23 protein-coding genes and 3 pseudogenes are annotated in these 24622 nt (G+C 53.4%); 17 read left to right on the plus strand and 9 right to left on the minus strand.

Annotation, left to right across the window (positions count from 1 at the left end; genetic code table 11):
* Window positions 1-41 precede the first annotated feature (41 nt).
* The 6 genes and pseudogenes from AFK62_RS22660 to AFK62_RS00735 all read left to right on the plus strand — a co-directional run.
* A pseudogene (locus tag AFK62_RS22660) lies at window positions 42-2672 on the plus strand (RHS repeat-associated core domain-containing protein); the annotation flags it as partial.
* 15 nt (window positions 2673-2687) lie between these two features.
* On the plus strand, window positions 2688-3038 hold the full coding sequence (locus AFK62_RS00715; protein ID WP_032984532.1) for a hypothetical protein: 351 nt from the start codon (window positions 2688-2690) through the stop codon (window positions 3036-3038).
* A 397-nt stretch (window positions 3039-3435) separates the two neighbouring features.
* On the plus strand, window positions 3436-3681 hold the full coding sequence (locus AFK62_RS00720) for a DUF7660 family protein (RefSeq protein WP_032984533.1): 246 nt from the start codon (window positions 3436-3438) through the stop codon (window positions 3679-3681).
* 123 nt (window positions 3682-3804) lie between these two features.
* Window positions 3805-4311 (plus strand): annotated as a pseudogene (locus tag AFK62_RS00725) (RHS repeat-associated core domain-containing protein); the annotation flags it as partial.
* 26 nt (window positions 4312-4337) lie between these two features.
* Complete coding sequence (locus AFK62_RS22000) at window positions 4338-4682, plus strand: hypothetical protein (protein WP_193352478.1); 345 nt, start codon at window positions 4338-4340, stop codon at window positions 4680-4682.
* 54 nt (window positions 4683-4736) lie between these two features.
* Complete coding sequence (locus tag AFK62_RS00735) at window positions 4737-5192, plus strand: hypothetical protein (RefSeq protein WP_226991930.1); 456 nt, start codon at window positions 4737-4739, stop codon at window positions 5190-5192.
* A 61-nt stretch (window positions 5193-5253) separates the two neighbouring features.
* Here the strand turns inward: AFK62_RS00735 and AFK62_RS00740 are convergent, their stop codons facing one another.
* Entirely contained in the window at window positions 5254-5841 is a 588-nt protein-coding gene (locus AFK62_RS00740; protein WP_032984710.1) for a DUF4291 domain-containing protein, read from the minus strand.
* 195 nt (window positions 5842-6036) lie between these two features.
* Here AFK62_RS00740 and AFK62_RS23035 point away from each other — a divergent pair.
* From AFK62_RS23035 to AFK62_RS00760, 6 genes and pseudogenes are all read left to right on the plus strand, one after another.
* Window positions 6037-6240: pseudogene (locus AFK62_RS23035) on the plus strand (RHS repeat-associated core domain-containing protein); the annotation flags it as partial.
* A gap of 25 nt (window positions 6241-6265) precedes the next feature.
* Complete coding sequence (locus AFK62_RS00745) at window positions 6266-6640, plus strand: hypothetical protein (RefSeq protein ID WP_032984711.1); 375 nt, start codon at window positions 6266-6268, stop codon at window positions 6638-6640.
* Between the two features lie 488 nt (window positions 6641-7128).
* Window positions 7129-7413, plus strand: coding sequence for a hypothetical protein (locus tag AFK62_RS20680; RefSeq protein WP_226991931.1), 285 nt, complete (start codon window positions 7129-7131; stop codon window positions 7411-7413).
* A 162-nt stretch (window positions 7414-7575) separates the two neighbouring features.
* Entirely contained in the window at window positions 7576-8112 is a 537-nt protein-coding gene (locus tag AFK62_RS00750) for an SMI1/KNR4 family protein (RefSeq protein WP_007677658.1), read from the plus strand.
* Between the two features lie 337 nt (window positions 8113-8449).
* Window positions 8450-8890, plus strand: a complete 441-nt coding sequence (locus tag AFK62_RS00755) for an SMI1/KNR4 family protein (protein ID WP_007677661.1) — start codon at window positions 8450-8452, stop codon at window positions 8888-8890.
* 585 nt (window positions 8891-9475) lie between these two features.
* Window positions 9476-9865 (plus strand): DcrB-related protein, encoded by a 390-nt coding sequence (locus tag AFK62_RS00760; protein ID WP_032984713.1) that lies wholly within the window; start codon window positions 9476-9478, stop codon window positions 9863-9865.
* 58 nt (window positions 9866-9923) lie between these two features.
* Here AFK62_RS00760 and tpiA read toward each other — a convergent pair whose 3' ends face one another.
* Window positions 9924-10691: a triose-phosphate isomerase gene (gene tpiA / locus AFK62_RS00765; RefSeq protein WP_032984714.1), complete on the minus strand. Its 768-nt coding sequence runs from the start codon at window positions 10689-10691 to the stop codon at window positions 9924-9926.
* A 106-nt stretch (window positions 10692-10797) separates the two neighbouring features.
* Window positions 10798-11397, minus strand: coding sequence for a YiiQ family protein (locus tag AFK62_RS00770; RefSeq protein ID WP_053531671.1), 600 nt, complete (start codon window positions 11395-11397; stop codon window positions 10798-10800).
* Window positions 11398-11511: 114 nt separating this feature from the next.
* Between AFK62_RS00770 and AFK62_RS00775 the strand changes: the two genes are divergently transcribed.
* A complete protein-coding gene (locus AFK62_RS00775; RefSeq protein WP_007677668.1) occupies window positions 11512-11931 on the plus strand; it encodes a DUF805 domain-containing protein in 420 nt (139 codons plus the stop codon).
* Here AFK62_RS00775 and fpr read toward each other — a convergent pair whose 3' ends face one another.
* The 5 genes from fpr to AFK62_RS00800 all read right to left on the minus strand — a co-directional run bounded on the left by fpr (window position 11932) and on the right by AFK62_RS00800 (window position 17763).
* Window positions 11932-12678: a ferredoxin--NADP(+) reductase gene (gene fpr / locus AFK62_RS00780; RefSeq protein ID WP_007677670.1), complete on the minus strand. Its 747-nt coding sequence runs from the start codon at window positions 12676-12678 to the stop codon at window positions 11932-11934.
* Window positions 12679-12771: 93 nt separating this feature from the next.
* Window positions 12772-13782 carry a class II fructose-bisphosphatase gene (glpX, locus tag AFK62_RS00785; RefSeq protein ID WP_007677672.1) on the minus strand — a complete coding sequence of 337 codons (1011 nt, stop codon included), beginning with the start codon at window positions 13780-13782 and terminating at the stop codon, window positions 12772-12774.
* A 112-nt stretch (window positions 13783-13894) separates the two neighbouring features.
* Window positions 13895-14434, minus strand: a complete 540-nt coding sequence (gene mtlR / locus AFK62_RS00790) for a mannitol operon repressor MtlR (RefSeq protein ID WP_007677674.1) — start codon at window positions 14432-14434, stop codon at window positions 13895-13897.
* Between the two features lie 48 nt (window positions 14435-14482).
* The gene (mtlD, locus tag AFK62_RS00795; protein WP_007677677.1) at window positions 14483-15631 is read right to left on the minus strand and encodes a mannitol-1-phosphate 5-dehydrogenase; all 1149 of its coding nucleotides are present in this window, start codon (window positions 15629-15631) and stop codon (window positions 14483-14485) included.
* A gap of 206 nt (window positions 15632-15837) precedes the next feature.
* Window positions 15838-17763, minus strand: a complete 1926-nt coding sequence (locus AFK62_RS00800; RefSeq protein ID WP_053531672.1) for a PTS mannitol transporter subunit IICBA — start codon at window positions 17761-17763, stop codon at window positions 15838-15840.
* 532 nt (window positions 17764-18295) lie between these two features.
* Here AFK62_RS00800 and AFK62_RS00805 point away from each other — a divergent pair.
* The 4 genes from AFK62_RS00805 to yiaY all read left to right on the plus strand — a co-directional run bounded on the left by AFK62_RS00805 (window position 18296) and on the right by yiaY (window position 23614).
* Window positions 18296-18904, plus strand: coding sequence for a glutathione S-transferase (locus tag AFK62_RS00805; RefSeq protein WP_007667657.1), 609 nt, complete (start codon window positions 18296-18298; stop codon window positions 18902-18904).
* Between the two features lie 120 nt (window positions 18905-19024).
* Complete coding sequence (gene selA, locus AFK62_RS00810; RefSeq protein ID WP_007667658.1) at window positions 19025-20407, plus strand: L-seryl-tRNA(Sec) selenium transferase; 1383 nt, start codon at window positions 19025-19027, stop codon at window positions 20405-20407.
* Window positions 20404-22251 (plus strand): selenocysteine-specific translation elongation factor, encoded by a 1848-nt coding sequence (selB, locus tag AFK62_RS00815; protein WP_007667661.1) that lies wholly within the window; start codon window positions 20404-20406, stop codon window positions 22249-22251. The genes selA and selB overlap by 4 nt, the downstream gene beginning before the upstream one ends.
* A 211-nt stretch (window positions 22252-22462) precedes the next feature.
* Window positions 22463-23614 (plus strand): L-threonine dehydrogenase, encoded by a 1152-nt coding sequence (yiaY, locus tag AFK62_RS00820; RefSeq protein WP_007667663.1) that lies wholly within the window; start codon window positions 22463-22465, stop codon window positions 23612-23614.
* Window positions 23615-23638: 24 nt separating this feature from the next.
* On the opposite strand, the gene AFK62_RS00825 is transcribed toward yiaY, so the two are convergent.
* A complete protein-coding gene (locus AFK62_RS00825) occupies window positions 23639-24511 on the minus strand; it encodes an ROK family protein (protein ID WP_007667666.1) in 873 nt (290 codons plus the stop codon).
* Window positions 24512-24622: the final 111 nt, after the last annotated feature.

A 24622-nucleotide genomic window follows, 5' to 3' on the forward strand; every position in this document is an offset into this window, starting at 1 on the left:
ACAACATTGGTTATTATATTGCGTAACTATTCAATAGGGTCGGCGTGTGGCGCTACGAGTGGGCGGACTACGCCGAACTGCTGAAGGCGGCCACCACGCCGGACGGCAGCCGCTGGGAATACGGCTACGACGAGCACGGCAACCTGACGCAAGTGCGCGACCCGCTCGGCAACAGCACGTTTACCACCTGGCACCCGGTGTTCGCGTTCCCGCTGAAGGAGGTGCTGCCGGACGGCGGCACCTGGCAGTATGAGTACAACGCGCGCGGCGACGTGGTCTCGCTCACTGACCCCAAAGGCGGCGTGACGCGCTTTGAGTGGAACGAGCAGGGCGACCTCGTTAAGCAGACGGACGCGCTGGAGAACACGCACCGTTTCTGGTGGAACGAGCGCGGGCAGCTGGTGCGCGACGAGGACTGCTCCGGCAACCAGAGCCACCGGCTGTACGACGCGGCGGGGCGACCGCTGAGCGCGGGCGACGCTGAAGGCAACACCGACCGCTGGACGCTCACCGCAGCGGGGCGTCTGCAGACCTGGCGGCGGGCGGACGGCCGCGAGACGCACTACGAATATGACAGCGCCGGGCTGCTGTGCGGGCAGGACGACGACGGGCTGCGGGAGCGTAAAGTCACGCGCAACGCGCGCGGGCAGGTGGTGAGCGCCGCCGACCCGGCGGGCCATCTCACGCACCTGCGCTACGACCGCCTGGGCCGCCTGACGACGCTGGTGAACCCGAACCGCGAAAGCTGGCGCTTTGAGTATGACGCCACGGGGCGGCTGACGGGCCAGCGCGACTACGCGGGCCGCCTGACGGAGTACCGCCACGACGCGCTGGGCCAGGTGACGGAGGTGATTCGCCATCCGCTGCCGGGCAGCCAGGAGGCGCCGCTGGTCACCGCGTTTGAGTATGACGTGCTGGGGCGCCTGACCGCGCGGGAAACCGCCGACCACCGCACCGAGTACCGTCACGACACGCTGTCGCTGGAAATCCGCCGCGCCACCCGCGCCGAATGGCGCACCGCACTGCTGGAAGAGCGCGAACCCGAGTGGGACGCCGTGCTCATCTTCACCCGCAATGCCGCGGGCGAGCTGGTAAGCGAGGAGAACCACGGCGGGAAATTTGAGTACGAGTACGACGCGCTCGGCAACCTCAGCAGCACGCGGTACCCGGACGGCCGCGAGCTGGCCAGCCTTCGCTACGGCACCGGGCACCTGCTGGAGATGCAGCTGCGCCACGGCGGGGCGACGCACACGCTGGCGGCGTATGGCCGCGACCGCCTGCACCGGGAAACCTCCCGCAGCCAGGGCGTGCTCTCGCAGGAGACCTGTTACGACACCGTGGGGCGCGTCACGCAGCGTACGGTGCTGGACGCCCGCCGCGAACTGGTGTTCGAACGCCGCTACCGCTGGGACCGCACCGACCAGATAGTCCAGCAGATACACACCGACGCGACGCCTGCGACGCCGGGCGAAAAGTACAGCCAGTACCTGTGGGGCTACGATGCGGCAGGCCAGGTGACAAAGGCCGTCGAGCCGCAGAAGGAAGAGCGCTTCTTCTGGGACGCCGCAGGCAACCGCACCGAAGAGCACCGCAACCCGGTGTGGCACAACCTGCTGCTGCGTCTCGACGGGCTGAAGCTCGATTACGACGGGTTCGGGCGGCTTGTTCAGCGGCGGGACAAGTCTGGCGTTATTCAGCATTTTGCGTATGACGATGAGCAGCGCGTAAAAGAGATTCGCTTTGAGGGGAACAGCGAGTTCCGCAGGGTGGAATACCGCTACGACCCGCTGGGGCGCAGGACGCACAAGATTCTGTGGCGCTACGGTGAGAAAGACCCGGAAACCATCCGCTTCGACTGGCAGGGGCTGCAACTGGCGGGCGAGCAGAGCGACAGGGAACCCGACCACTACGTTCAGTATGTCTATACAGAGGGAAGCTACGAGCCGCTGGCGCGCATCGACAGCGTCTTCGACGACTGCGAAATTTACTGGTATCACACCGAACTCAACGGCCTGCCGGAGCGGGTGACCGACGCTGACGGCCAGACCGTCTGGCGCGGGCAGTTCAGTACCTGGGGTGAAACGGAGCGCGAGCTCAGCGTGCCGCAGTGGCAGGTGCCGCAGAATTTACGTTTCCAGGGCCAGTATCTCGACCGCGAAAGTGGCCTGCACTATAACCTGTTCCGCTATTACGACCCGGTGGCCGGGCGTTATACGCAGATGGATCCGATTGGTTTAGCAGGCGGGCTGAATACCTACAGCTATGTGGGTGATCCGCTGGTGTGGGTTGATCCGTGGGGGTTGAAAGCATGTAAACCTGAAAAATGGGATGTTAATTCTCATCAGGCAAATAAAAATGCTGTCAAAGGGTTAAATTTAGGCCTAGATTCACACCATGTTGGTCAGAAGAATATAATGAAGGATTTTATAGAAGGATATGATCCTGCGACAGCTCCAGCTATATTAGTACCACGTGTAGGTCATACAGTCTCCAAAGAAGGTGTGGGCATCGTATCGCGTAGCAGTATTAACAAGAAAACTGGTCTTCCTTTTACAAATGCTCGTGATGTAATTGCTAGAGATATTAGAGAGCTTAGGAGAGTATATCCGGACATACCAAATGCTAAATTGCAAGAGCTTATTGATTTAAATAAAAAATGTATCCTGAACTAAGAAAGTGAGGAAGATATGAAGCTTGACCAGAAAGTCGTGGATTCAATATTTCGGGAGCTGCTTGAAGAGAATTCAAAACGCTATAGGCAACTTCTAGATAAGCCAGCGAATAATGATAATGACACATATTCTCGTGCCAAGAATGCTCTTGCAAAACTCAGTGAAAAGGAGAAAGAATTTGTTTTTGCTTTTATAGATCTGGCTATTGCTGACAGTGCTTCAGTTATCTTTGGCACGTTTGATGGATCCCACTTTCCAGATGGGATAGAAGATGACTTTATCGTTACTTATAAAAATGAAGAAATACAAGGTAGCTTGCAAGATATTTTTATAGAAAAAGCAGAAGATAAAGGCGTTTATAAATAAGGACGTAGGGGCGACATGGGCGCCCCTGATTAATTAAAAGCAAATTAATTAGTATGTGTCTTTTTATCTTTAATGTCTTAGTTGAAGAGTGCCGTGATTGTGTTTGATAGATTAAGTATGAGGTCAAAAAGGCCGTTGTTGTTAACGTGGTAATCTGAAAGTTTGTCTAATAGCTTTTATGACCCAAATTCTCATACCGTAAGGGATGCTTAAAGATATGGGTGCTAGAACATCATAGATTATCTGTATTTAAATTGGTCAGCTTGATAAAATTCCGTTTGAATGCGTTTCGCCTGGTGAGTTTTTCTAAACAAATGTGTGAGATATTAAAAAAGATGATAATTAAATCATCCTCAATTTGGGTAAAAAAATAAAGAAAATACTGGGGTGATATTTTATGAGCTCTAAGGAAATAAAGACCAGGCAAGATCTTATTGAACTTATTGAGTTCTTGTCTTCAGATGCGAAAGGCAATTTAAGTGAATGGGAAAATAAGGATTTACCTTCATATTTTGAAGCGATGGCATCTTGGATAGAAGACATGGATGGATATTATTTAAACAAAAACTTACCAGTCCCTGATGATAATGTTAATTGGGCATTTATTGCTGATATTTTAAGGGCTGCAAAAGTTTATGAGTAATTCTATATCGGGAGGTTTATGTCTCCCGGTTTATCCTTAGCCCACTAAACCCAAGGGTTGTTAACCTTCTTCATTACCTGCCCCACCTGATAGATCCACCCATCTAATTGCTATACGTCGTTGCATGAGTACAACGCGCGCGGCGACGTGGTCTCGCTCACTGACCCCAAAGGCGGCGTGACGCGCTTTGAGTGGAACGAGCAGGGCGACCTGGTGAAGCAGACGGACGCGCTGGAGAACACGCACCGTTTCTGGTGGAACGAGCGCGGGCAGCTGGTGCGCGACGAGGACTGCTCGGGCAACCAGAGCCACCGGCTGTACGACGCGGCGGGGCGGCCGCTGAGCGCGGGCGACGCCGAAGGCAATACCGACCGCTGGACGCTGAGCGCGGCGGGGCGTCTGCAGACCTGGCGACGGGCGGACGGCCGCGAGACGCACTACGAATATGACAATGCCGGGCTGCTGTGCGGGCAGGACGATGACGGGCTGCGCGAGCGCAAAGTCACGCGCAACGCGCGCGGGCAGGTGGTGAGCGCCGCCGACCCGGCGGGCCATCTGACGCGCCTGCAGTATGACCGCCTGGGCCGCCTGACGACGCTGGTGAACCCGAACCGCGAAAGCTGGCGCTTTGTGGTACTACAAAATTTTATCGCTCGATGAGTCATGAGGACTATGAGTATTTACGCGCAACAGGGAAATTAAGAACTACTTCAGAAACATTTATTTCGCCAAGAAGAGCGTTTTCTGAAAATTATGAAGGTGTCTTAGTACGATTCCATTTAAAAACAGCTGCTCTAGAACAATTAAAAGGTATTGGTGTGAAAGATTGTTCTATCTTGACAAAGCTAACTTATCCTGACATGCCTGACGTTAGTAAGGGATGGAAAGACTTAAATGCATTCTTTAAGGCAGAGGGCGACCAGATAAATATTGGTTTGGGTAAAGGAAAAGCATTAGATATATTTAATGAAGGAATTTACAATTTTGAGAGGGTAAATTAAATGTGTATGTTAAATGAAAGAAAAAAACTAATCATCTCCTTAATGAAAAAGGATATGGATTATTTCGAGTTTAGTAAATCTTTCAATGCGGAATATGGTGATATTGATATCTGCAAAGAGTTACGCTTGGCTTATGATTTAAAAGATGGCCAGTATGTTGATTTGTTGTTATATTTGGCGGCGGTTATAAAATTTGAATTTGTATGTATTGATTTGTTAAATGATTTAATTGTTTCTGACTGGCACCAAAAACATGAAGAATTAGCGAGGCTACTACAGATTTATAAAAGCGAAACAAGTGTTGAATCTTTATATAAAGCAGCATTATTACATCTAGACTACCTTGAGTACGATGAGGATTTTATACTGGCAGACAATTGTATAAGGGGGCTTGCTCAAATAAACAATCCTGATGCAGTGGAAAAACTCAAGTTACTCTATAATATAAAAAATCAATCTATAAGTAATAGCGCAAAGAAACAGCTAACTAAGCTTGGATTATTTGACTAAACATTCATATCGCCTGGGCTGATATTTACCCAGGCAGATGGTGATGAGTATTATTAGATATTCATGGGGTATATATCTTTTCTGCAGGTAGTAATTTTCTGGCATCATTAATATCATTGGTGATAACCAGTTCATGTATTCTGTGAGCTAGTGGGGTTGCATCTTTGATATCAATGATCCATTTCCTACAGTAATCCTCAACAGCTTGATTACGTAATCCTATTTGTATGGTGCGATAGTTTAGCTTATTTAGATATATATCCCTTTCTGGATCCCATTGTATTATTACATCGGATTTTTTAATATCTACGCGCCAGTTGTCTAAGCTGTTATGATGAAACTCGCCATGACTGCTAAGTACTCCGCTTTTTAGTATTTCCCGGAATCCTGTGTGGCTTATATCAATTGCTAAGATTCTTTTTTGTTTTGAGTCTTTTTTTGCCCATCCTGAACGATACATCATCCATAAAAAGGAAGGTTTAATCCATGTCATTCTGCTCATACTGAAAGGAGGAGATACGAAAGTTTTATTCTCAAGAGCGCTTTCTGCTATTTCATCAGAAAATGCCTGATAAACCCGAATGAAATCATCAGTATAATATGCTCTGATTTCCTTTGTTGGTGTTAAAGAGACGGTGTTTTTTTCCATATTTTTCTTCAATTATAAATTGTGCATGTCATTATTTATTATAAGCAACGTTCAACAATAATTCCATATTCCGCATTGATACTGCGGGCTGTATTTCCGGGAAAAATCAACAGTAAACCAGACCCTTAAATATTTTGCTGACGGTAGCAGCTGGTAATACGGCTACGACGAGCACGGCAACCGGAGCTTCCGGCTGTACGCCACGGCGGGGCGACGCACACGCTGGCGGCCTACGGGCGCGACCGCCTGCACCGGGAAATTTCCCGCAGCCAGGGCGTGCTCTCGCAGGAGACCCGTTACGACACCGTGGGGCGCGTCACGCAGCGCACGGTGCTGGACGCCCGCCGGAAGCTGGTGTTCGAACGCCGCTACCGCTGGGACCGCACCGACCAAGTAGTTCCTGGTAATGAGGACGGATTATAAAATGAAATATTACTCTAAAGTCATCGAAATTAATAATGACGTAAATGAGGAAGTTTTGTTGTGTTTTGGTGAAGTGAGTATCTGCTGTTTTATTAACCATTGTCCATATGAGATTATTAAAGGGAATATTTATCTCGTTGAGGTTGAGCTTTCATTTTTAGATGATGAAACCATTGAACCTCAGTCTGAAGGTGAGTTGTCAATAACTAGACAAGGCGATACGGTTGGATATGAAATTAGAGGATTTAAAATTGATGATAAAATATTCGCCAACGGAATAGTATTCAGTGAGGAAATATATAACCAAGAATATGGCTATATCAATCATCAATATGTGTTAATAAAACCCGACAGAGTCAGTGTGTCATTTCTTTAAAATAATTAAGCCAAGAAATGTTTGCTTCGTTGGCTTAATGTTCAGTTCTTTATTACAATCGCTTTTACTCCTTCTTTTAGGTTAATATTGAACTGCTCTCTGTGTCATTGCTCATTTTTATATTTACGGATACCGGTGCGCGGTTTGTTTTATTAATTCGCGCGACAATGAAATGATTAGTATTTGAACGTTGTAACCACATTAACTTGATAGGGCAGCGGGATGTGGGGCAGGGAAGGCTACGAAACTGTTCGCGAGAAATTAAGCTTGCAATGAATGGTGACGTTTCGGCACAAGCGGAGAAAGTATATACATAAATATATCCACAGTCAGAGCAGTCATGTGCATTTTAACATCTCGGCGAACCGTTCTGTTTCGATGGCAGATTTTACATTTAACTGAACGCTAGTCGATACGAGGTTCTCGAGCGGATATTTGGTGAAATGCCGCCTTATAATCCAGTTTACTATTAAAACTAGTAGGAAATTATGAAAGTCTCACTAACCATTGCTGTTGACGATAGGAAACTATCTAAAGTTTATAATAAGCTTTATCCAGAACTTAAAATTTTGATAACACAGTTATCTTCATATACGCCGCAACAGCCTATAGGTGAAATGATAACCGTTATAGTAACAGATACGGAGAAGGATGGGTATTTTAGGGAAGATAGTAAGGATGGCGTTTATACCTATTTTATCGGTATAAATCCTGTACGTGATGAGGCGCTGTTGAAAACTAAATTTTTTTGGTTGTCTTATAAAAGTTATTAAAAATACGCCCTTTACAACACACGACCATGAAAATTATAAAAAAATATTTTCTCAGTGGGAGAAAGAATACATGTAATTCCAAGAATTGACCGGAGAAGTTGCTTTATTTATAAAGCTTCATATTAACTTTATTTCTTAACTATCAAAAGGTTATTAATCCAAATGTTATTAACAATTCCTGAAATTGAAAAGAAGTTACATGAGAAGTTCGATCCGTATCAGGGTGAAATGGATGATTTGATTCTTAAAACGAGGGGCAGCGCTCTTGCTAACTTATCAAAACTGGAGTCAAATCTTAATATTAAAATATGCAATGATTTCTTGGTGTTTTTGAAGACTTACAATCTCGATAATTTCTCTCTCGGGAATGTTGCTTTTGGAACCGGTGAGGATTATGTAAATACGTTGATTAAACTAAATAAAGAAAATGATTTCAATCACTGGTGGGTGGGTCATAGAAGACCTGAGGGGGTTATTGTAATTGCTATTTCTGATCCTTATACCATTTTGCTGAATAACAATAATAATAAAATTTATGGTATTAGCGGAGAATCCTACCAATTTCAGAAAGAAGAGATTTCAAAGACTTTTGAATTATTTGTAAGAGGTGTTGGCTCACTTTTTTTGAAAGAAGGAACTGTTTCAGAAGTTGCAGGTGCGGTTGGCGCTGTAAATCAAGATTTTTGGCAGAGTCTCTGAAAATATACCCTATTATGATTAATGCTTTTTATTTAAGAGTTTTTTCTGCAACTTCATCGAATACACTGGCCTTTAGGACAATATACCGCTCTTTAAGCAGAATGACCAAAATGACCAGAATGACCAGAATGACCAGAGCGACCGGGAGCCGGAGCGCTTGTTATTCCCTCATCATAATTTAACGGGCGCTTTAACCACATCCATAACGAGAAATCGTGCTGTTTTATCGAGGGTTTCTTCAGTCGTTAATAGTATACTTAAGCGATCTTTTTTGGATAAAATCGTATTATAGCAGTAGGATTATTCTAAGTATGACTATTCTCAGGAGCAATAAACTATGGTTGAATTAGTCGACGCTGGAAAGCACATTAATGAAAATGAATTTAGCGAATTTGCAAAGGGCTTTACTGAGCCATTACCAGACGCTTTCAAAGACCATTACTTAAGGATTAACGGTGGTTTTTTAGGCGAGGAGGACGTTGAGGCAGACCGGTGGGGCATACCACTCGGCGGTTTTATTCCTGTAAAATATGGGCAGCTTACCATTGAGGAACTCATTACTGATATCGACACTATTTCTCCTGCCGATAGCGAGTATGGTCCGTGGCATGCAAAGGAGTTCGTTCCGTTCGCTTACGATAATGGTGGCAACACGGTTTTTATATCCTTAAAAAAAGATGATTACGGCTGCATCTATCTTTATGCCCCGGGCGGGGATGATCTTTTTGAGGTTGCCGATTCCTTTGATGACTTTCTAAACACGCTCTATAAGCGCTAAATGTTGCTGCTGTTATGGTTACGCTACAGGAGCCGGGGCGACTTCTGTCGGGGTAGTAAGCATTTTGCTCAAGTGATGATAGCTGCTAATAGTCAAAACAGAGCGCAACCTTCGATGATTGTGGCAAAGCGTTAAATTATTACCTTAATAAGAACGAGCCCTGGATTTTTAACGAGGATAGCGGGGATTTGCTATTGTTACCCATATTTTGCAAGGGAACGAGCCGATATCTACACCTATCATTTATCAATTAATGCTTATCTGCAAGCGGAACGGCTAATTTGCCTGATCATATTCACAGTAAAAGCATATAAAAGACGATAAGTTGGCTTTTCTGGCATAATGAGATCGCCTATAACTTACTGTCTTTATTGAATAACTCTCATATAGCGCATGAAATTGTCGTCAGGTCTTTTAATTGCCCGACGAAACGCGTTATCCTCTGCCGGAAATCAGGTTTTCCTAACACAAATTCACCCTTAGAACTGTAAGCGTTAATTATGGCGGTCGCCCGTGCGGTGTCGTTTATTCTTTTTTTCACAGGTAGCAGAGCGTGTTACGCCCAAAATAGATAAAGACTGAGTTATGAATTTATTCCCCGTTAGTGACAGTAACGTAAGTGAATTAACTTTTGTGGTTTCCCGAGCCTCTGCCAATGCGGATGACAAAGTACATGCTGTTGCCGCCCGCATCGTCAGAGAAATGGAATCCTCCCTGCCGGAGTTCCGTCTGGTCTCTACGGAGATGACCGACGTGGACGGTGAACCTGCGGTCGATATGTTTTACCAGTATATGGAAGACAATACGCCGGTGTATCAGCGCCAGACGGTCATCCTGTTAAACGATTCGCCGGAAGGGAAAAAGATGGTGTGCTATATCGGCACCTGCGTCGGCGGGTTTCTGGAGTCGCACCACTGGCAGTATCAGGAAATTATGCAGAGTATTAAATTTCACCGTCAGCAGAAGAGCGCCTGAGGCGAGAGAGATGTTGCGGAAGGAATAAAAGCGCCGCCCGAAAGAGCGGCGCGACGTATTACGCTTTTTTCGCTTCTTCAGCGGCTTTCACGATAACGGCGAAAGCGTCGGCCTTCAGAGAGGCACCGCCAACCAGCGCACCGTCGATGTCCGGCTGGGTGAAGAGCTCAGCGGCGTTAGCTGCGTTTACGGAGCCGCCGTACTGAATGATAACCTGCTCGGCGATTTTCGCGTCTGCTTTGGCGATATGGTCACGGATGAATTTGTGAACCGCCTGCGCCTGCGCCGGGGTCGCGGATTTGCCGGTACCGATAGCCCATACCGGTTCGTAAGCAATGACTGCGCCTTCGAAAGCGGCAGCGCCTTGGGTTTTCAGCACAGCGTCAATCTGACGTGCGCAAACTTCTTCCGTTTTGCCCGCTTCGTTTTCTGCTTCGGTTTCACCAAGGCACAGTACCGGAATCAGACCCTGCTCTTTCAGCACAGCGAATTTCTTCGCGATGAGTTCATCAGATTCTGCGTGGTACGTACGACGCTCGGAGTGGCCGATAATGATGTATTTCGCGCCGATATCTTTGAGCATCTCAGCGGAGGTTTCACCGGTGAACGCGCCAGACAGATTAACGTCGACGTTCTGGGCACCAAGAATGATGTGGCTACCTGCGGCGGCCTGCTTAGCCAGATCCAGATACATCGCCGGCGGGGCGATAGCGACGCCACAGCCGGTCACGCCAGCCAGTTCTTTACGCAGGTTAGCTACCAGCTCGTTCACCATGTGGCGGCTGCCGTTCAGTTTCCAGTTACCCATCACTAAAGGATGTCGCATTTTCATTCTCCACGCGCTAAGCGAATTAAGGAATATTGCTGCCCGTCAGGCAGCGTGGTCTGTGAAACAGTATAGAGATTCGTCCCCGGAAAGGCTTTGCTTTTTGTCATTTATTGCTCCCTTCCAGCGTTTGCGATAGCGCAAGCTTAATCGGTTCAACAGCGAAGGTCAGCCCCTTTTCGCCGCTGTCCGCTACCACATAGCGGATAGCGCCTTCGGCCTGGCTGAAGTAGCGTTTACCTTTGCCGTCAGTAAGCAGACGCGTCAACCGCTGCTGGCTCTGCACTTTACCCATTTTCGGGGTAAAGCTTCGAAGCAGCGCGGCCATATAATCCAGCGCTTTGGCTTTTGCGGCCTTTTGCTCAGGCCCCTGAATGGGCAGCCACGTTATCTGAATGCTTTTGATTTTCAGCGTACCGCGCTCCAGCGCCGTTGAGGCATAGAGATTTTCATTAATTTTGCTGGCGGCCCGCATCAGGTTGAGCTTGTCGCCCTTCACGTCGATGGCGCGAAACTCATTGAGCGGCAGCGTGGGATTTTCGGTATTAAATTGTTCGCGAAACTGAGAAATAGAGAGGTCAAACGTGGGCGAGCCGGGCAGGAGATAAGGCGCGGTCGGCGTCAGGGTCTCCGGGTCGGTTTCGGCATCGGCGAAGCGCGTGGCCAGCGGCAGCGTCAGAAAAAGAAGATAAAACAGCGGCTTCATGATTCACCTTTCCCGGTTAGGTATCACAGGGATTAAAACGATATCGGGCTGGCTTGTCAAAACCCGTCCGCACCAGGGTAAACTGTGCGCCACGCACACAGTAAGGTTTAGGCTATGACCCTTCAGCAGTGGTTGTTCTCATTTAAAGGCCGTATTGGCCGTCGTGATTTCTGGGCCTGGATGGCGCTTTGGGTGGCGTTGATGATTATCCTTTTCACCCTGACCGGCAACGATTTACTTAACACACAAACCGCGGCATTTATTCTCGTCTGCCTGCTATGGCCGACGGCGGCGGTAGTCGTAAAACGCCTCCACGACCGTGGAAAATCGGGCCTGTGGGCGTTATTGATGATCCTTGCGTGGATGCTTCTCGCCGGGAACTGGGCGGTGCTTGGCGGCATCTGGCAGTGGGCCGTAGGGCGCTTCATCCCGACGCTTATTATGGTCATGATGGTGCTGGACCTGGGCGCGTTTCTCGGCACCCAGGGCGAGAATAAATACGGCAAAGAAACCCGCGACGTGAAGTACCGCTGATTACCAGTAGTGCTCCGCCGTCATATGGCCTGGACGGCGGCGCAAATGTTTCGCCATCTCGCGCGTTTCTTTCAGCAGTTGCTGCGTGTCGCGCACCATTTGCGGGTTCCCGCACAGCATCACGTGGCTGGTCGCGGTGTCCATCGGCAGCCCGACCGCCTCTTCCAGCGCGCCGTTCTCTATCAGCGCTGGCACGCGCCCGGTGAGCGAGCCCGAGACCGTTTCCCGGCTCACGACCGTTTGTATCCGTAATTTGCCTTCATACCGCTGTTGTAGTTCCAGCATCAGCGGCAGATAGCTCAAATCCTGGGCGTAACGCACGGCATGTACCAGCACGAGGTTTTTAAACCGTTCAAGGTCTTTGCCTTCCTGAAGAATCGACAGATACGGGCCGATGGCGGTGCCGGTCGCCAGCATCCAGAGCGTTTCGCACTCCGGGATTTCTTCCAGCACGAAAAAGCCCGCCGCGTCACTGACTACCATCACCTCATCGCCGGGCTGCATCGCGTGCAGGCGCGGGCTGAGTTTGCCCTCCGGCACCGTCACCAGATAAAACTCAAGATCCGGGTTACCGGGCGCGTTGACGTACGAATAGGCGCGCTGAACGCGCTCGCCGTCTATCTCAAGGCCAAGCTTAGTAAATTGACCAGCGGTGAAGGGCGCGACAGGGGCGTTAACCACGAGACTGAAGAGAGAATCGGTCCAGTGCTGTACCCGGACCACTTTACCTGTAACCCAATCCGCCATGTTTCGCTCCTGTGTTAACTGTTGCTTTATCTTCGCCAGAGAAGCGCGGCATTTCCAGCCCGTACGGGCCGGAAAGCTCATTCAGACAAACGTTCAGAGAATGTGCGTCTGTATCTCCGGGTCTTTGCGATCGAGATAATGAATCGACTGAATACGACGAATAGTGCGCGATTTGCCGCGGATCAGCAGCGTCTCGGTCGTGGCGATATTGCCCTTGCGGGTAATGCCGTCCAGGAGATCGCCTTTGGTGATGCCGGTTGCCGAGAAAATCACATTGTCGTTGCGCGCCATTTCATCGAGTTTCAGCACGTTGCCCGCCTCGATACCCATCGCCTGACAGCGCGCCAGCTCTTGCTCGCCGATGCGGCGGTTTTCCGGCGTATCACCTTTCACGATATGACGCGCCAGCAGGCGGCCCTGCATATCGCCATCCAGCGCACGGATAACCGCGGCGGAGACCACGCCTTCTGGCGCGCCGCCGATGCCGTAAAGCACATCCACTTCGCTGTCGGGCATACAGGTAAGGATAGACGCCGCCACGTCGCCGTCAGGGATCGCGAAGACGCGCACGCCAAGCTGCTGCATCTGTGCGATAACCACATCGTGGCGCGGTTTGGCGAGGATGGTGACGGTAAGGTCGCTAAGCGGTTTGCCGAGCGCAGCGGCGATGTGGTTAAGGTTGTCCTCAAGGGGCAGGCTAAGATCAATCACGCCTTTCGCGCCGGGGCCAACAATCAGCTTTTCCATATACATATCGGGCGCGTTCAGGAAGCTGCCTTTATCACCCACCGCCAGCACCGCCAGCGCGTTGGCCTGACCCATCGCGGTCATACGCGTGCCTTCGATAGGATCGACCGCGATATCCACGGCGTCGCCGGTTCCGGTGCCGACCTTCTCGCCGATGTAGAGCATCGGCGCTTCATCGATTTCCCCTTCGCCAATCACAATCTGCCCGTCGATATCGACTTTATTGAGCATAATGCGCATGGCGTTAACGGCCGCGCCGTCAGCAAGGTTTTTATCGCCGCGCCCCAGCCATTTGTATCCGGCCAGCGCCGCCGCTTCGGTGACGCGTGAAAATTCGATGGCAAGTTCTCGTTTCATGACTCTTTTCCGCAAAATTAACTGCGTCGGAGTGTAGCACAGAGCGGATAACGGCTGTTACGCAGCGGCCAGACGGAAGGGGGGAGACAGAAGAGCTATGCGGCCACCGACGCTACTTCTGGAACGCTTTTTTTAAGCTAATCCTTGAGAGCAGCTCGGTCAGAGAGAGGACCATCGTGGAGCGTACCACCTGCTGGTAACGCTGTTTTTGCATCTGGATGAGTTGCGGGTCGCTGCTTTCGAGCGCAGGCGGCGCAGGCGGCAGCGCAGCAACGCAATGCAGTTCGCCGAAGGGGCCTAAAATTTCATCGTCGGTAAAGGCGTAGTCGTTGCCGTCGTGGTTCAGCTCTTCGCGCAGCGCCATGAGGAGTTCGCAATCCTCGTATTCGGCACGGCTTATTACGCCAAGCCCATAAATCAGCTTCAGGCGCACAGAGAGATCGCCCAGCGGGCCGCTTCCGTCGAGCAACGGCTCAACGGCATATTTAACCGCGTAGTCGTCTTTACGAAACACCTGCAACACCAGAATGTTGACCGCCTCGGTGAGGAGCTCAACGGCGGCGATCAACAGGCTTCTTACGGTTTTGCCAGCATTCAGACGCTCAAGCACACGGTTTTCAAAGGCCTGGGTTTCTTCCATCATTGCCTGCATATCTGACAAGTCATCAGCGGGCGCAGACTCAGCCGCGCCCGTTATTCATTACACTGTTGCGTTATACGCGTTGACGGCTTCAGCGACGACATCGCTGTCAGCCTCAAGACCCGACACCTGCGCCAGTGCGGCCTGCGGCCCTTTATCGGCGATAAGCTGCGCCAGCTCCTGCGCCTGCGGATCTTCTTCACTGCGGAAGTGCATCGCCGCGGCGATACCCAGCACCAGATTGTGGTGCGGCAGGCCATATTCCAGCGTGCCCAGCAGCGGTTTGATCAGACGGTCGCCCGCGCTCAGTTTGCGCAGCGGCTGACGGCCCACGCGCTCCACGTCATCTTTGAGATACGGGTTTTCAAAGCGGCCTAAAATCTTCTCGATGTAAGCGGCATGCTTCGCGTCGTCAAAGCCGTAACGTTTAATCAGCACCGCGCCGCTCTCTTCCATCGCACCGCGCACCACCAGACGAATTTTCTCATCCAGAATGGCGTCGCGAATGGTCTGATGACCGGCCTGTTTTCCGAGGTAGGCGGTTATAGCATGCCCGGTGTTCAGGGTGAAGAGCTTGCGCTCAACAAAAGCCATCAGGTTGTCGGTGAGTTCCATACCCGCAATGGTCGGCAGCTCGCCCTTGAACTGGGTTTTGTCGACAATCCACTCGCTGAAGGTTTCAACGGTGACTTCCAGCGGGTCACTGGCGGCAGAGGCGGACGGCGGAACAATACGGTCAACGGCGGAATCGACAAAGCCGACATGGCCTTCCACCCAGGTTTTGTCGTCATCGCTGAGTGCGTTAAACACATGCGTTTTCAGCTGGCTGGTGCCGCGAACCATGTTTTCGCAGGCGATGATGTTGAGCGGGCGCGCGTTACCTTGCGCTTTACGCAACGCCAGACCTTTCGCGATAGCCGGCGCGATGCGTTCCAGCACGACCGGGCCGACGGCGGTAGTTACAAGGTCGACCTGAGCGATAAGCGTCACCACGTCGTCGCTGGTGCTGTTTACGGCGTCTACGCCGGATACGGTATCAATCTGCTCCTGTCCACCGACCACGCGCACCTGGTAGCTGTGGCGTGCGTTTAATGCGTCCAGCACCGTCTGGTTAACGTCGGCGAATGTCAGGCCGATGCCCGCGTCTGCAAGCAGTTTGCCAATAAAGCCACGACCAATATTACCTGCGCCAAAATGTAATGCTTTCATGGGAATACCTTCTTACTTAAAGCGGAAACTGTGTCACCCGAGAGGGCGGGGGAAAGGGTGCTGCGTGCGACCTCCCTTTCCCTTGCCCTCTCCCGAAGTGGGAGAGGTAAGGTTGCCCTGGTGGAGCACAAACATCTCAATAACGTCTCAAGAACTTCTCAATAGCACAAAGCAAAGAGAGGGACAGCGTCCCTCTCTGGGTGGCGTTACGCCACGTTTTTACCCGACAGCAGCGCCAGCACTTCATCAACGCTCTCGGTGTGCGCCAGGCGCTCAATCACGCTTTCATCATCCAGCGCGTTGGTCAGGCTGGTAATCACCTGAATGTGCTCATTGTTGCGCGCTGCGATACCGATCACCAGGCGGGCGATATCGTCTTCTTCTTCACCGAAACGCACGCCCTGCGGATACTGACAGAACACCACGCCGGTTTTCAGCACGCGGTCTTTCGCTTCCACGGTGCCGTGCGGCACAGCGATGGACTCGCCAAGATAGGTCGGGGTGAGTTTCTCGCGCTCCAGCATCGCTTCCACATACTCCGGCTGCACGTAGCCGCCTTTCACCAGTTGTTCGCCCGCAAAGCGAATCGCCTCTTCTTTGGTCGCGGCCTGACGCCCAAGGAAGATGTTGTCCGCGCTGAGCTTAAACAGGTGACTGTCGTTTGCATCGAAGCTGTCCTGAAGGCTGGTGCGGACTTTCTCTTCGTTCTGGGTATGGCGCTGTGCGGCAACCAGACGTTCCGTCAAACCGGAATACAGGCCGCTGTCCAGGAAGTTAGTCAGCGAAATGTGCTGCGCGTGCGGTGCCTGGCGCATAGCGCGCTCGGTCAGGTCGCGGTGGGTAATGACCAGATCCACATCGCCCGGCAGACTGTTAATGGCGCTGTTGGTGACAGAGATATGGCTCAGACCCGCGTCCTGCACTTTCTTACGCAGTACGCCTGCGCCCATGGCGCTGGAACCCATACCGGCGTCGCAGGCGACGATGATTTTACGCACATGGCTCAGGTCGTTGCTCAGATCCGCATTAGCGGTCGGTGCCGTGGCTGCGCCTTTAGACTGCGCTTTCATATCCTGCATGCGACGGTTTGCCGCATCGATATCGTCTTCTTCTTTCACTTTGCTGGTTTTCAGCAGAATAGCGGCGACGACGAAGGAGACCGCCATCGCAGCGAAAATCGCCACCAGGTTTGCGAAGTACGCGCCTTTCGGGGTCATCGCGAGCACCGCCAGGATAGAACCCGGAGACGCCGGAGACACCAGACCACCGTTGAGAACGGTCAGGCAGAATACGCCAGTCATACCGCCCAGGATAACGGCGATAATCAGACGCGGGTTCATCAGCACATACGGGAAGTAAATCTCATGGATACCGCCCAGGAAGTGGATGATAGCCGCGCCGCCCGCAGACTGTTTGGCGCTACCGCGACCAAAGAACATGTACGCCAGCAGAATACCCATACCTGGGCCCGGGTTGGCTTCAATCAGGAAGAAGATAGATTTGCCAAGCTCGTGCGATTGCTGAATACCCAGCGGTGAGAAGATACCGTGGTTGATGGCGTTGTTCAGGAACAGGATTTTTGCCGGTTCAACGAAGATAGACGCCAGCGGCAGCATGTCGTGAACAACCATGAAGTTCACGCCAGCGGCCAGCACTTTGGAGAGCACTTCTACCGCCGGGCCGATGCCGAGGAACGCCAGAAGCGCGAGGATCATACCAATGATACCCGCGGAGAAGTTGTTCACCAGCATTTCAAAGCCGGATTTAATTTTGCCGTCAACGGAGGCATCGAATTTCTTGATGCAGAGGCCGCCAAGCGGGCCTGCGATCATCGCGCCGAGGAACATCGGGATGTCCGCACCGACAATCACGCCCATCGTTGTGATCGCGCCGACCACGCCGCCGCGCTCGCCGCCGACAAGCTTACCGCCGGTATAACCGATAAGCAGCGGCAGCAGATAGGTGATCATCGGCCCGACCAGCTTCGCCAGCGTCTCGTTTGGCCACCATCCTGTGGGAATAAATAATGCGGTGATAATACCCCAGGCGATAAACGCGCCGATGTTAGGCATTACCATATTGCTGAGGAAGCGACCAAAGCTTTGCACCTTGATCTTGATATCGGATGACATAGAACACCCCTTCTTATGTTTACGCGCAGGCTTGCGGCCCGAGGTTTATTGTTAACGTGGCGGCAGAGGTAGCCGGACCCATGCTCTGATGACGCGAAATCTGGCACTGAATCGTTATGGTGTCCAGACAGGTGCTTTAAGTGTGATCCTGATCACGCGAAGCTGGGGTGTCAGGGGTGTTATAGCGTGATATCAATCACAAAATTAGCGTGTAAAAAAAAGACAATGCGCAAAATAGCGTCGTCATAGCCCCATAAATGTGAATAAAATCACATTTCTCTGCGGGAACTTTGTTATTCATTTGTGATGTAAATCACAAAATATTTCCCAGGAATAATCCGAACGAACACCGTACATTTTTTACCCACGCTACAAAGAATAGTCTGTAAGAAAGTTACAGCAGGAAGATGATGAAAAAAGTGTGTCGTAAAGAGAGGCGGGCCCTGCGTTTTACCGCGTCGCCGGGCGCCCTTTTCGCGTATCCTGACCCATACTTAAACTCCCGTTGGCGTTAACGTAAAAGGACCCGGTCATGAAACTTATCGGTAGTTACACCAGCCCGTTTGTGCGCAAAATTTCCGTCATGTTGCTCGAAAAAGGCATCACGTTTGAATTTATCAACGAATCGCCGTATGCCGAGCAGAACGGCATGGCGCACTATAACCCGCTCGGGAAAGTGCCGGCGCTGGTGTCTGAAGAGGGCGACATATGGTTTGATTCGCCTATCATCGCGCAATACATTGAACTGCTGAATATTCAACCGGCGCTGGTGCCGCAGGAGCCGCTCGCGGCCCTGAAGGTGCGCCAGCTGGAGGCGCTCGCAGACGGCATCATGGATGCGGCGCTGGTCTCTGTGCGTGAACAGGCGCGTCCGGCGGCTCAGCAGTCGGAAAATGAACTGCTGCGCCAGCGTGATAAAATCAACCGCGGGCTTGATGCGCTGGAAGGGTACGTGGCGGACGGCACGCTGAATGCGCAGACGCTAACGCTTGCCACCATCGCTGTCGGCTGCGCCATCGGGTATCTCAATTTTCGCCGCGTGGCGCCGGGCTGGTGCGCGCAGCGCCCGCATCTGGTGAAACTGGTGGAGACGCTGTTCGCCCGCGAAAGCTTCGCGCGTACCGAGCCGCCAGCCGCCTGATCTGACGTGTCGCACAGGGGCGGCAAACCGCCCTTTGTTGCGCTCGCCCTGCGCGGGGACTGAACTGCCCCGCGTTTCCTGTTAGATTAACGCCACGTTTTATCCAGGTTTATGCGTGCCATGACGACCGATTCCCGTCTGCTTTACAGTCAGCTTCCCGCCACCGACCGCCTGTTGCGCGACAGCGCGTTTCAGCCTTTGCTGGATACCTACGGCCACACTCGTGTGGTTAACCTGCTTCGCACGATGCAGGACGACGCGCGCGCCGCTATCCGCGAGCAGCAAGCGCTGCCCGCATGGTGCGAGGCGTGGCATAAGGAGGCCGAAGCCCGGCTTGCGCGCGCCTCGCAAGGCGCGCTGCGACCGGTGTTCAACCTTACCGGTACAGTGCTTCACACGAATCTTGGCCGCGCGTTGCAGGCGGAAGAGGCCGTGGAGGCGGTCACCCGCGCCATGCGCTCGCCCGTCACGCTGGAGTATGACGCCGAGGGCGGCGAGCGCGGGCATCGCGATCGCGCGCTGGCGGCGCTGCTTTGCGAACTCACCGGCGCGGAAGATGCCTGTATCGTCAATAACAACGCCGCCGCGGTTTTACTGATGCTGGCGGCGCTCGGCATGGGCAAAGAGGTGATCGTGTCGCGTGGCGAGCTGGTGGAAATTGGCGGCGCGTTCCGTATCCCGGACGTGATGCGCCAGGCAGGCTGCCTGCTGGTGGAAGTCGGCACGACCAACCGCACGCACCTGAAAGATTATCTGGACGCGATTAGCGAGCAGACCGCGCTGCTGATGAAAGTCCACACCAGCAATTACCAGATTGAAGGTTTTACCAAAGCGGTGGACGCCGCTGAACTGGCGCAGGCATCTGACGTGCCGCTGGTGGTTGACCTCGGCAGCGGATCGCTTATCGATCTGAGCCAGTATGGGCTGCCAAAAGAACCCCTTCCTCAGGAGGCGCTGGCGGCCGGCGCAAGTCTTGTGAGTTTTTCCGGCGATAAACTGCCAGGCGGGCCGCAGGCGGGGATTATCGTTGGTAAAAAAGCCTTTATCGAGACGCTTCAGAAACACCCGCTTAAACGTGCGCTGCGCGCCGATAAAATGACGCTGGCCGCGCTTGACGCTACGTTGCGCCTGTACCTGCACCCGGAAAAACTCACTGAACGGCTGCCTACGCTTCGGCTCCTCACGCGCCAGGCGGCAGATATCAGCGCGCAGGCCCAGCGCCTGCACCCGGCGCTTGCGGCACGCTACGGCGAGGAATTTCTGGTGGAAGTGATGCCCTGTCTGTCGCAAATCGGCAGTGGCTCGCTGCCGGTAGACAGACTGCCTGGCGCTGCGCTGACGTTTACCCCGCGCGATGGCCGCGGCAGCCGCCTGGAGGCGCTCGCCGCCCGCTGGCGTCGACTGCCGGTGCCGGTGATTGGCCGGGTCGGCGAAGGGCGGTTATGGCTCGATTTACGCTGTCTTGAAGATGAAGCAGGACTGATGGAGATGCTGTTGCAATGATTATCGCCACCGCCGGGCATGTAGACCACGGCAAAACGACGCTGCTTGAAGCGCTTACCGGCATTAACGCCGACCGTCTGCCGGAAGAGAAAAAACGCGGCATGACTATCGATCTCGGTTACGCCTACTGGCCGCAGCCGGATGGGCGCGTTATTGGCTTTATCGATGTGCCGGGGCACGAAAAGTTTCTCGCCAATATGCTGGCAGGCGTGGGCGGCATCGATCATGCGCTGCTGATGGTGGCGTGCGACGACGGCGTCATGGCCCAGACCCGCGAGCATCTGGCTATTTTACAACTGACCGGCCAGCCGTCGATTACGGTGGCGCTGACCAAAGCCGACCGGGTCGACGACGCACGCGTGGCGCATGTGAAAGAGGACGTACTGGCGACGCTGCGCGGCTACGGCTGGCATGACGCCAGCCTGTTTGTTACGGCGGCCACCGAAGGCGCGGGCGTTGAGGCGCTACGCGACCATTTACGCCAGTTGTCTGAGCGCCCGCACGCTTCCGGACAGCGCTTTCGCCTCGCTATCGACCGTGCGTTTACCGTAAAAGGTGCCGGGCTGGTAGTGACCGGCACCGCGCTTTCTGGTGAGGTCAACGTAGGGGATACGCTGTATCTCACCGGCGCGAAAACCCCGATGCGCGTGCGTGGCCTCCATGCGCAGAACCAGCCGACGGACCATGCATTCGCCGGGCAGCGCATCGCGCTCAATATCAGCGGCGATGCGCAAAAAGCGGATATCCGGCGCGGCGACTGGCTGTTGACCGACGCGCCGCCGCAGGCCGCAGAGCGGGTCATCGTCACGCTCGCAAGCCATGCGCCGCTGCAACAGTGGCAGCCGCTGCATATCCACCATGCCGCAAGCCACGTCACCGGGCGGGTCTCCTTGCTGGATGACAAACTGGCCGAGCTGGTGCTTGATACGCCGCTGTTTCTGGCCGATAACGATCGGCTGGTGCTGCGCGATATCAGTGCGCGCCATACGCTTGCCGGCGCGCGCGTCGTCACGCTGGACACGCCGCGACGCGGCAAACGCCAGCCAGAATTTCTCGCGTTTTTAGCGCACCTTGCCGACGCGGCAGGTGACGCCGACGCGCTGCGTCTTCACGCCTCGCGCGGCGCAGTGTCTCTTTCGTCTTTCGGCTGGGCGCGACAGCTTTCCGCTTCGGCGCTCGACGTGCTCGCAGACAGCGCGGATTATCTTCAGGCGAACGGGTATCTGCTGAGTAGCGATCTCGCGGCGCGCTGGCAGGAAAAACTGCTGGCGACGCTTGCGCGCTACCACGAAACCCACAGTGAAGAACCCGGGCCGGGCCGCGAACGCCTGCGGCGCATGGCGCTGCCCTCCGAGCCAGAGCCGCTGGTGCTGGCGCTCATTGAGCGAATGCGGCGTGACGGAGAGCTTGCGAGCCGTGAAGGCTGGCTGCATTTGCCGGGCCACAAAGCCGGGTTCAGTGAGGCGCAGCAGGCGCTGTGGGAAAACATCCAGGGGCTTTTTGGCGATGAACCCTGGTGGGTACGCGATCTGGCGCGCGAAGCAGGCACCGATGAGAAGGCGATGCGACAGCTCTTACGGCTGGCCGCACAGCAGGGCTTTATCACTGCGATCGTGAAAGATCGCTACTACCGTCACGATCGCATTGTGGCGTTTGCCGATCTGATCCGCACGCTCGATCAGGAAAAAGGCGCGACCGTCGCCGCTGATTTCCGCGACAGCCTGAATGTCGGCCGTAAGCTTGCCATTCAGATTCTGGAATATTTCGACCGTATCGGTTTTACCCGTCGTCGCGGCAATGAGCATTTACTTCGCGACAGCGCGCTGTTTAATGCTGCTGTCTGAAATACCGATCGTTCACGGGAATATATATGAGAGAAATATATATTCCCTTTCTCTCAATCACGTCCTGAATAATTAATTAACGCACCCTGAATTTTTTATTTTATGGTGCTTTTTAACGCCGCATTCGCTGTATTTCCCGGCAGTTCGCTTTTTTCACCCTGACAGGCAGTGTATTTTCAAGGTCACATTTCATTCATTAAGGATAATGAGTATGACTGCGTCTGTTTTTTATATTCCCTCAATTAATATGATTGGTATGAATAGTCTCGATGAGGCGCTGAAAACGGCCAGCGAATATGGTTATCGCCATGCGCTGATTGTGACGGACGGTATGTTGTCGGCCCTGGGCATGGCGGGTCAGCTTAAGGACATGCTGGCGCAAAAGGGCATCCGCAGCGTGGTTTTCGACGGCACTCACCCGAACCCGACGACGGAAAACGTTGAAGCGGGATTGAATCTGCTGCGCGCGCACCGCTGTGACTGCGTGGTGTCGCTGGGTGGCGGTTCGCCGCACGACTGCGCGAAAGGTATTGCGCTGGTGGCCGCGAACGGGGGCGATATTCGCGATTACGAAGGCGTTGACCGCTCACGAAAACCGCAACTGCCGATGATTGCCATCAACACCACAGCGGGCACTGCGTCTGAAATGACGCGGTTTTGCATTATTACCGATAAAGAGCGGCACGTAAAAATGGCGATTGTCGATAAACACGTGACGCCGGTGATGTCAGTTAACGATCCGGCGTTAATGATGGGAATGCCGAAATCGTTGACCGCCGCGACGGGTATGGATGCGCTGACCCACGCGATAGAGGCGTATGTTTCCACTGCCGCCACGCCCATTACTGATGCCTGCGCGCTGAAAGCGATCGCCATGATCGTCCGCTCGTTGCCGCAGGCGGTGGAAGAGGGCGATAACGTTGTCGCGCGCGAAGCGATGGCCTGGGCGCAGTTCATGGCGGGTATGGCGTTTAACAATGCCTCGCTGGGCTATGTGCATGCGATGGCGCACCAGTTAGGCGGTTTTTACGATCTGCCCCACGGCGTGTGCAACGCGGTGCTGCTGCCGCATGTTCAGCGCTTCAACAGTAAAGTGGCGGCGCGCCGGTTGCGTGATTGCGCGGCGGCGATGGATATCGACGTGCGCAATATGAGCGATACAGAAGGAGCCGAGGCCTGTATCACGGCTATTTGCGAGCTGGCCCGTAAGGTTAATATTCCCACAGGTTTACGGGAGCTGAGAGTGCGTGACGAGGACATCGCGCAGCTGGCGCAAAACGCGCTCAAAGATGCCTGTGGTTTCACTAATCCGCTACAGGCAAGCCACGCGGAAATCATGGCGATTTATCGCGCGGCGATGTAACCCTGCTGCCCCGCGCTGGCGGGGCTATGATTTTTGTTTCGCAAGCCATACCGCGCCCAGTCGCCCGGCCTGATTGCCAAGCTGACAGGGCTGAATCGGCACCTGTAGCGCATCCCAGAAGTTATATTTTTCGAGGCTGCGCGCAAGCATTGGATACAGCGCCTTTTGCTGGCTGATGCCGCCGCCAATTAACACCACCTGCGGATCATAGAGCGACACCACGCTATAAACGCCGCGCGCCAGATACCCGACCCAGCGTTCCACCACTTCACGCAGATGCACGTCATGCTCCATGCGCTCGAAAATCGCTTTGCCATGCAGCGGGGCGTCGGACGCCAGCGCCAGCGCCTGACGGCTTGCCTCCATCAGCCCGCGCGCTGAGGCTATCTGGTGCATGTTTTCACCGTTATCGCCCACCGGGATCACGCCAAACTCGCCAGCGCGAAAGTGCGCGCCGCGTAACAGCTCGCGGTTGAGAATAAGCCCGCCGCCAATGCCGGTGCCGATGGTCATACAGATAAACGAGTCATATCGCTGCCCCGCGCCGCGCCACATCTCGCCGAGCGCGGCGCAGTTAGCATCGTTTTCTACGGTCACCGGCAGCGAGGTCAGTTCGCCGAAGAGGTCCAGCAGGTTACAGCCGTCGAGGAAATCGAGCGCGCCAGCCTTCGGCACATGCCCGGTGCCGGGGTTGATATAGCCCGGGAAACTCACGCCGATACCGGCAATATCATGCTGTTGCTGATAGTGCTCCACCACCTCGCGCCACGCGTTTTTAAAGTCTTCGGGATCGTAGTGAGTGTCATATTCGTCGTTTAAGAGCTCTTCGCCTTCTTCGGTGATAAGGCCGTGTTTGATATGGGTACCGCCTACGTCAAAGCCAATAAACTTACGCATGGTCTTTCCTTCTGTGACAAACCGGATTCCATTATTGAGTATGGCGCACCTGCAAAAACGCATCGTAAAGGAAGGTAATGCGCCGCAATTTCTGGTGAATATCGCACCCGC

The organism is Cronobacter condimenti 1330 (assembly GCF_001277255.1).
Taxonomy (GTDB): domain Bacteria; phylum Pseudomonadota; class Gammaproteobacteria; order Enterobacterales; family Enterobacteriaceae; genus Cronobacter; species Cronobacter condimenti.

Bases quoted from the DNA above. Each gene is read 5' to 3' on its own strand.
- AFK62_RS00755 (WP_007677661.1), top strand. From the start codon at position 8,450: ATGGTTGAATTAGTCGACGCTGGAAAGCACATTAATGAAAATGAATTT.
- AFK62_RS00760 (WP_032984713.1), top strand. From the start codon at position 9,476: ATGAATTTATTCCCCGTTAGTGACAGTAACGTAAGTGAATTAACTTTT.
- AFK62_RS00745 (WP_032984711.1), top strand. From the start codon at position 6,266: ATGAAATATTACTCTAAAGTCATCGAAATTAATAATGACGTAAATGAG.
- yiaY (WP_007667663.1), top strand. From the start codon at position 22,463: ATGACTGCGTCTGTTTTTTATATTCCCTCAATTAATATGATTGGTATG.
- AFK62_RS20680 (WP_226991931.1), top strand. From the start codon at position 7,129: ATGAAAGTCTCACTAACCATTGCTGTTGACGATAGGAAACTATCTAAA.
- AFK62_RS00735 (WP_226991930.1), top strand. From the start codon at position 4,737: ATGGATTATTTCGAGTTTAGTAAATCTTTCAATGCGGAATATGGTGAT.
- AFK62_RS00805 (WP_007667657.1), top strand. From the start codon at position 18,296: ATGAAACTTATCGGTAGTTACACCAGCCCGTTTGTGCGCAAAATTTCC.
- selB (WP_007667661.1), top strand. From the start codon at position 20,404: ATGATTATCGCCACCGCCGGGCATGTAGACCACGGCAAAACGACGCTG.
- mtlR (WP_007677674.1), bottom strand. From the start codon at position 14,434: ATGCAGGCAATGATGGAAGAAACCCAGGCCTTTGAAAACCGTGTGCTT.
- mtlD (WP_007677677.1), bottom strand. From the start codon at position 15,631: ATGAAAGCATTACATTTTGGCGCAGGTAATATTGGTCGTGGCTTTATT.
- AFK62_RS00750 (WP_007677658.1), top strand. From the start codon at position 7,576: ATGTTATTAACAATTCCTGAAATTGAAAAGAAGTTACATGAGAAGTTC.
- AFK62_RS00800 (WP_053531672.1), bottom strand. From the start codon at position 17,763: ATGTCATCCGATATCAAGATCAAGGTGCAAAGCTTTGGTCGCTTCCTC.
- AFK62_RS00715 (WP_032984532.1), top strand. From the start codon at position 2,688: ATGAAGCTTGACCAGAAAGTCGTGGATTCAATATTTCGGGAGCTGCTT.
- AFK62_RS00740 (WP_032984710.1), bottom strand. From the start codon at position 5,841: ATGGAAAAAAACACCGTCTCTTTAACACCAACAAAGGAAATCAGAGCA.
- fpr (WP_007677670.1), bottom strand. From the start codon at position 12,678: ATGGCGGATTGGGTTACAGGTAAAGTGGTCCGGGTACAGCACTGGACC.
- selA (WP_007667658.1), top strand. From the start codon at position 19,025: ATGACGACCGATTCCCGTCTGCTTTACAGTCAGCTTCCCGCCACCGAC.
- AFK62_RS00825 (WP_007667666.1), bottom strand. From the start codon at position 24,511: ATGCGTAAGTTTATTGGCTTTGACGTAGGCGGTACCCATATCAAACAC.
- AFK62_RS00770 (WP_053531671.1), bottom strand. From the start codon at position 11,397: ATGAAGCCGCTGTTTTATCTTCTTTTTCTGACGCTGCCGCTGGCCACG.
- AFK62_RS22000 (WP_193352478.1), top strand. From the start codon at position 4,338: ATGAGTCATGAGGACTATGAGTATTTACGCGCAACAGGGAAATTAAGA.
- AFK62_RS00775 (WP_007677668.1), top strand. From the start codon at position 11,512: ATGACCCTTCAGCAGTGGTTGTTCTCATTTAAAGGCCGTATTGGCCGT.
- tpiA (WP_032984714.1), bottom strand. From the start codon at position 10,691: ATGCGACATCCTTTAGTGATGGGTAACTGGAAACTGAACGGCAGCCGC.
- glpX (WP_007677672.1), bottom strand. From the start codon at position 13,782: ATGAAACGAGAACTTGCCATCGAATTTTCACGCGTCACCGAAGCGGCG.
- AFK62_RS00720 (WP_032984533.1), top strand. From the start codon at position 3,436: ATGAGCTCTAAGGAAATAAAGACCAGGCAAGATCTTATTGAACTTATT.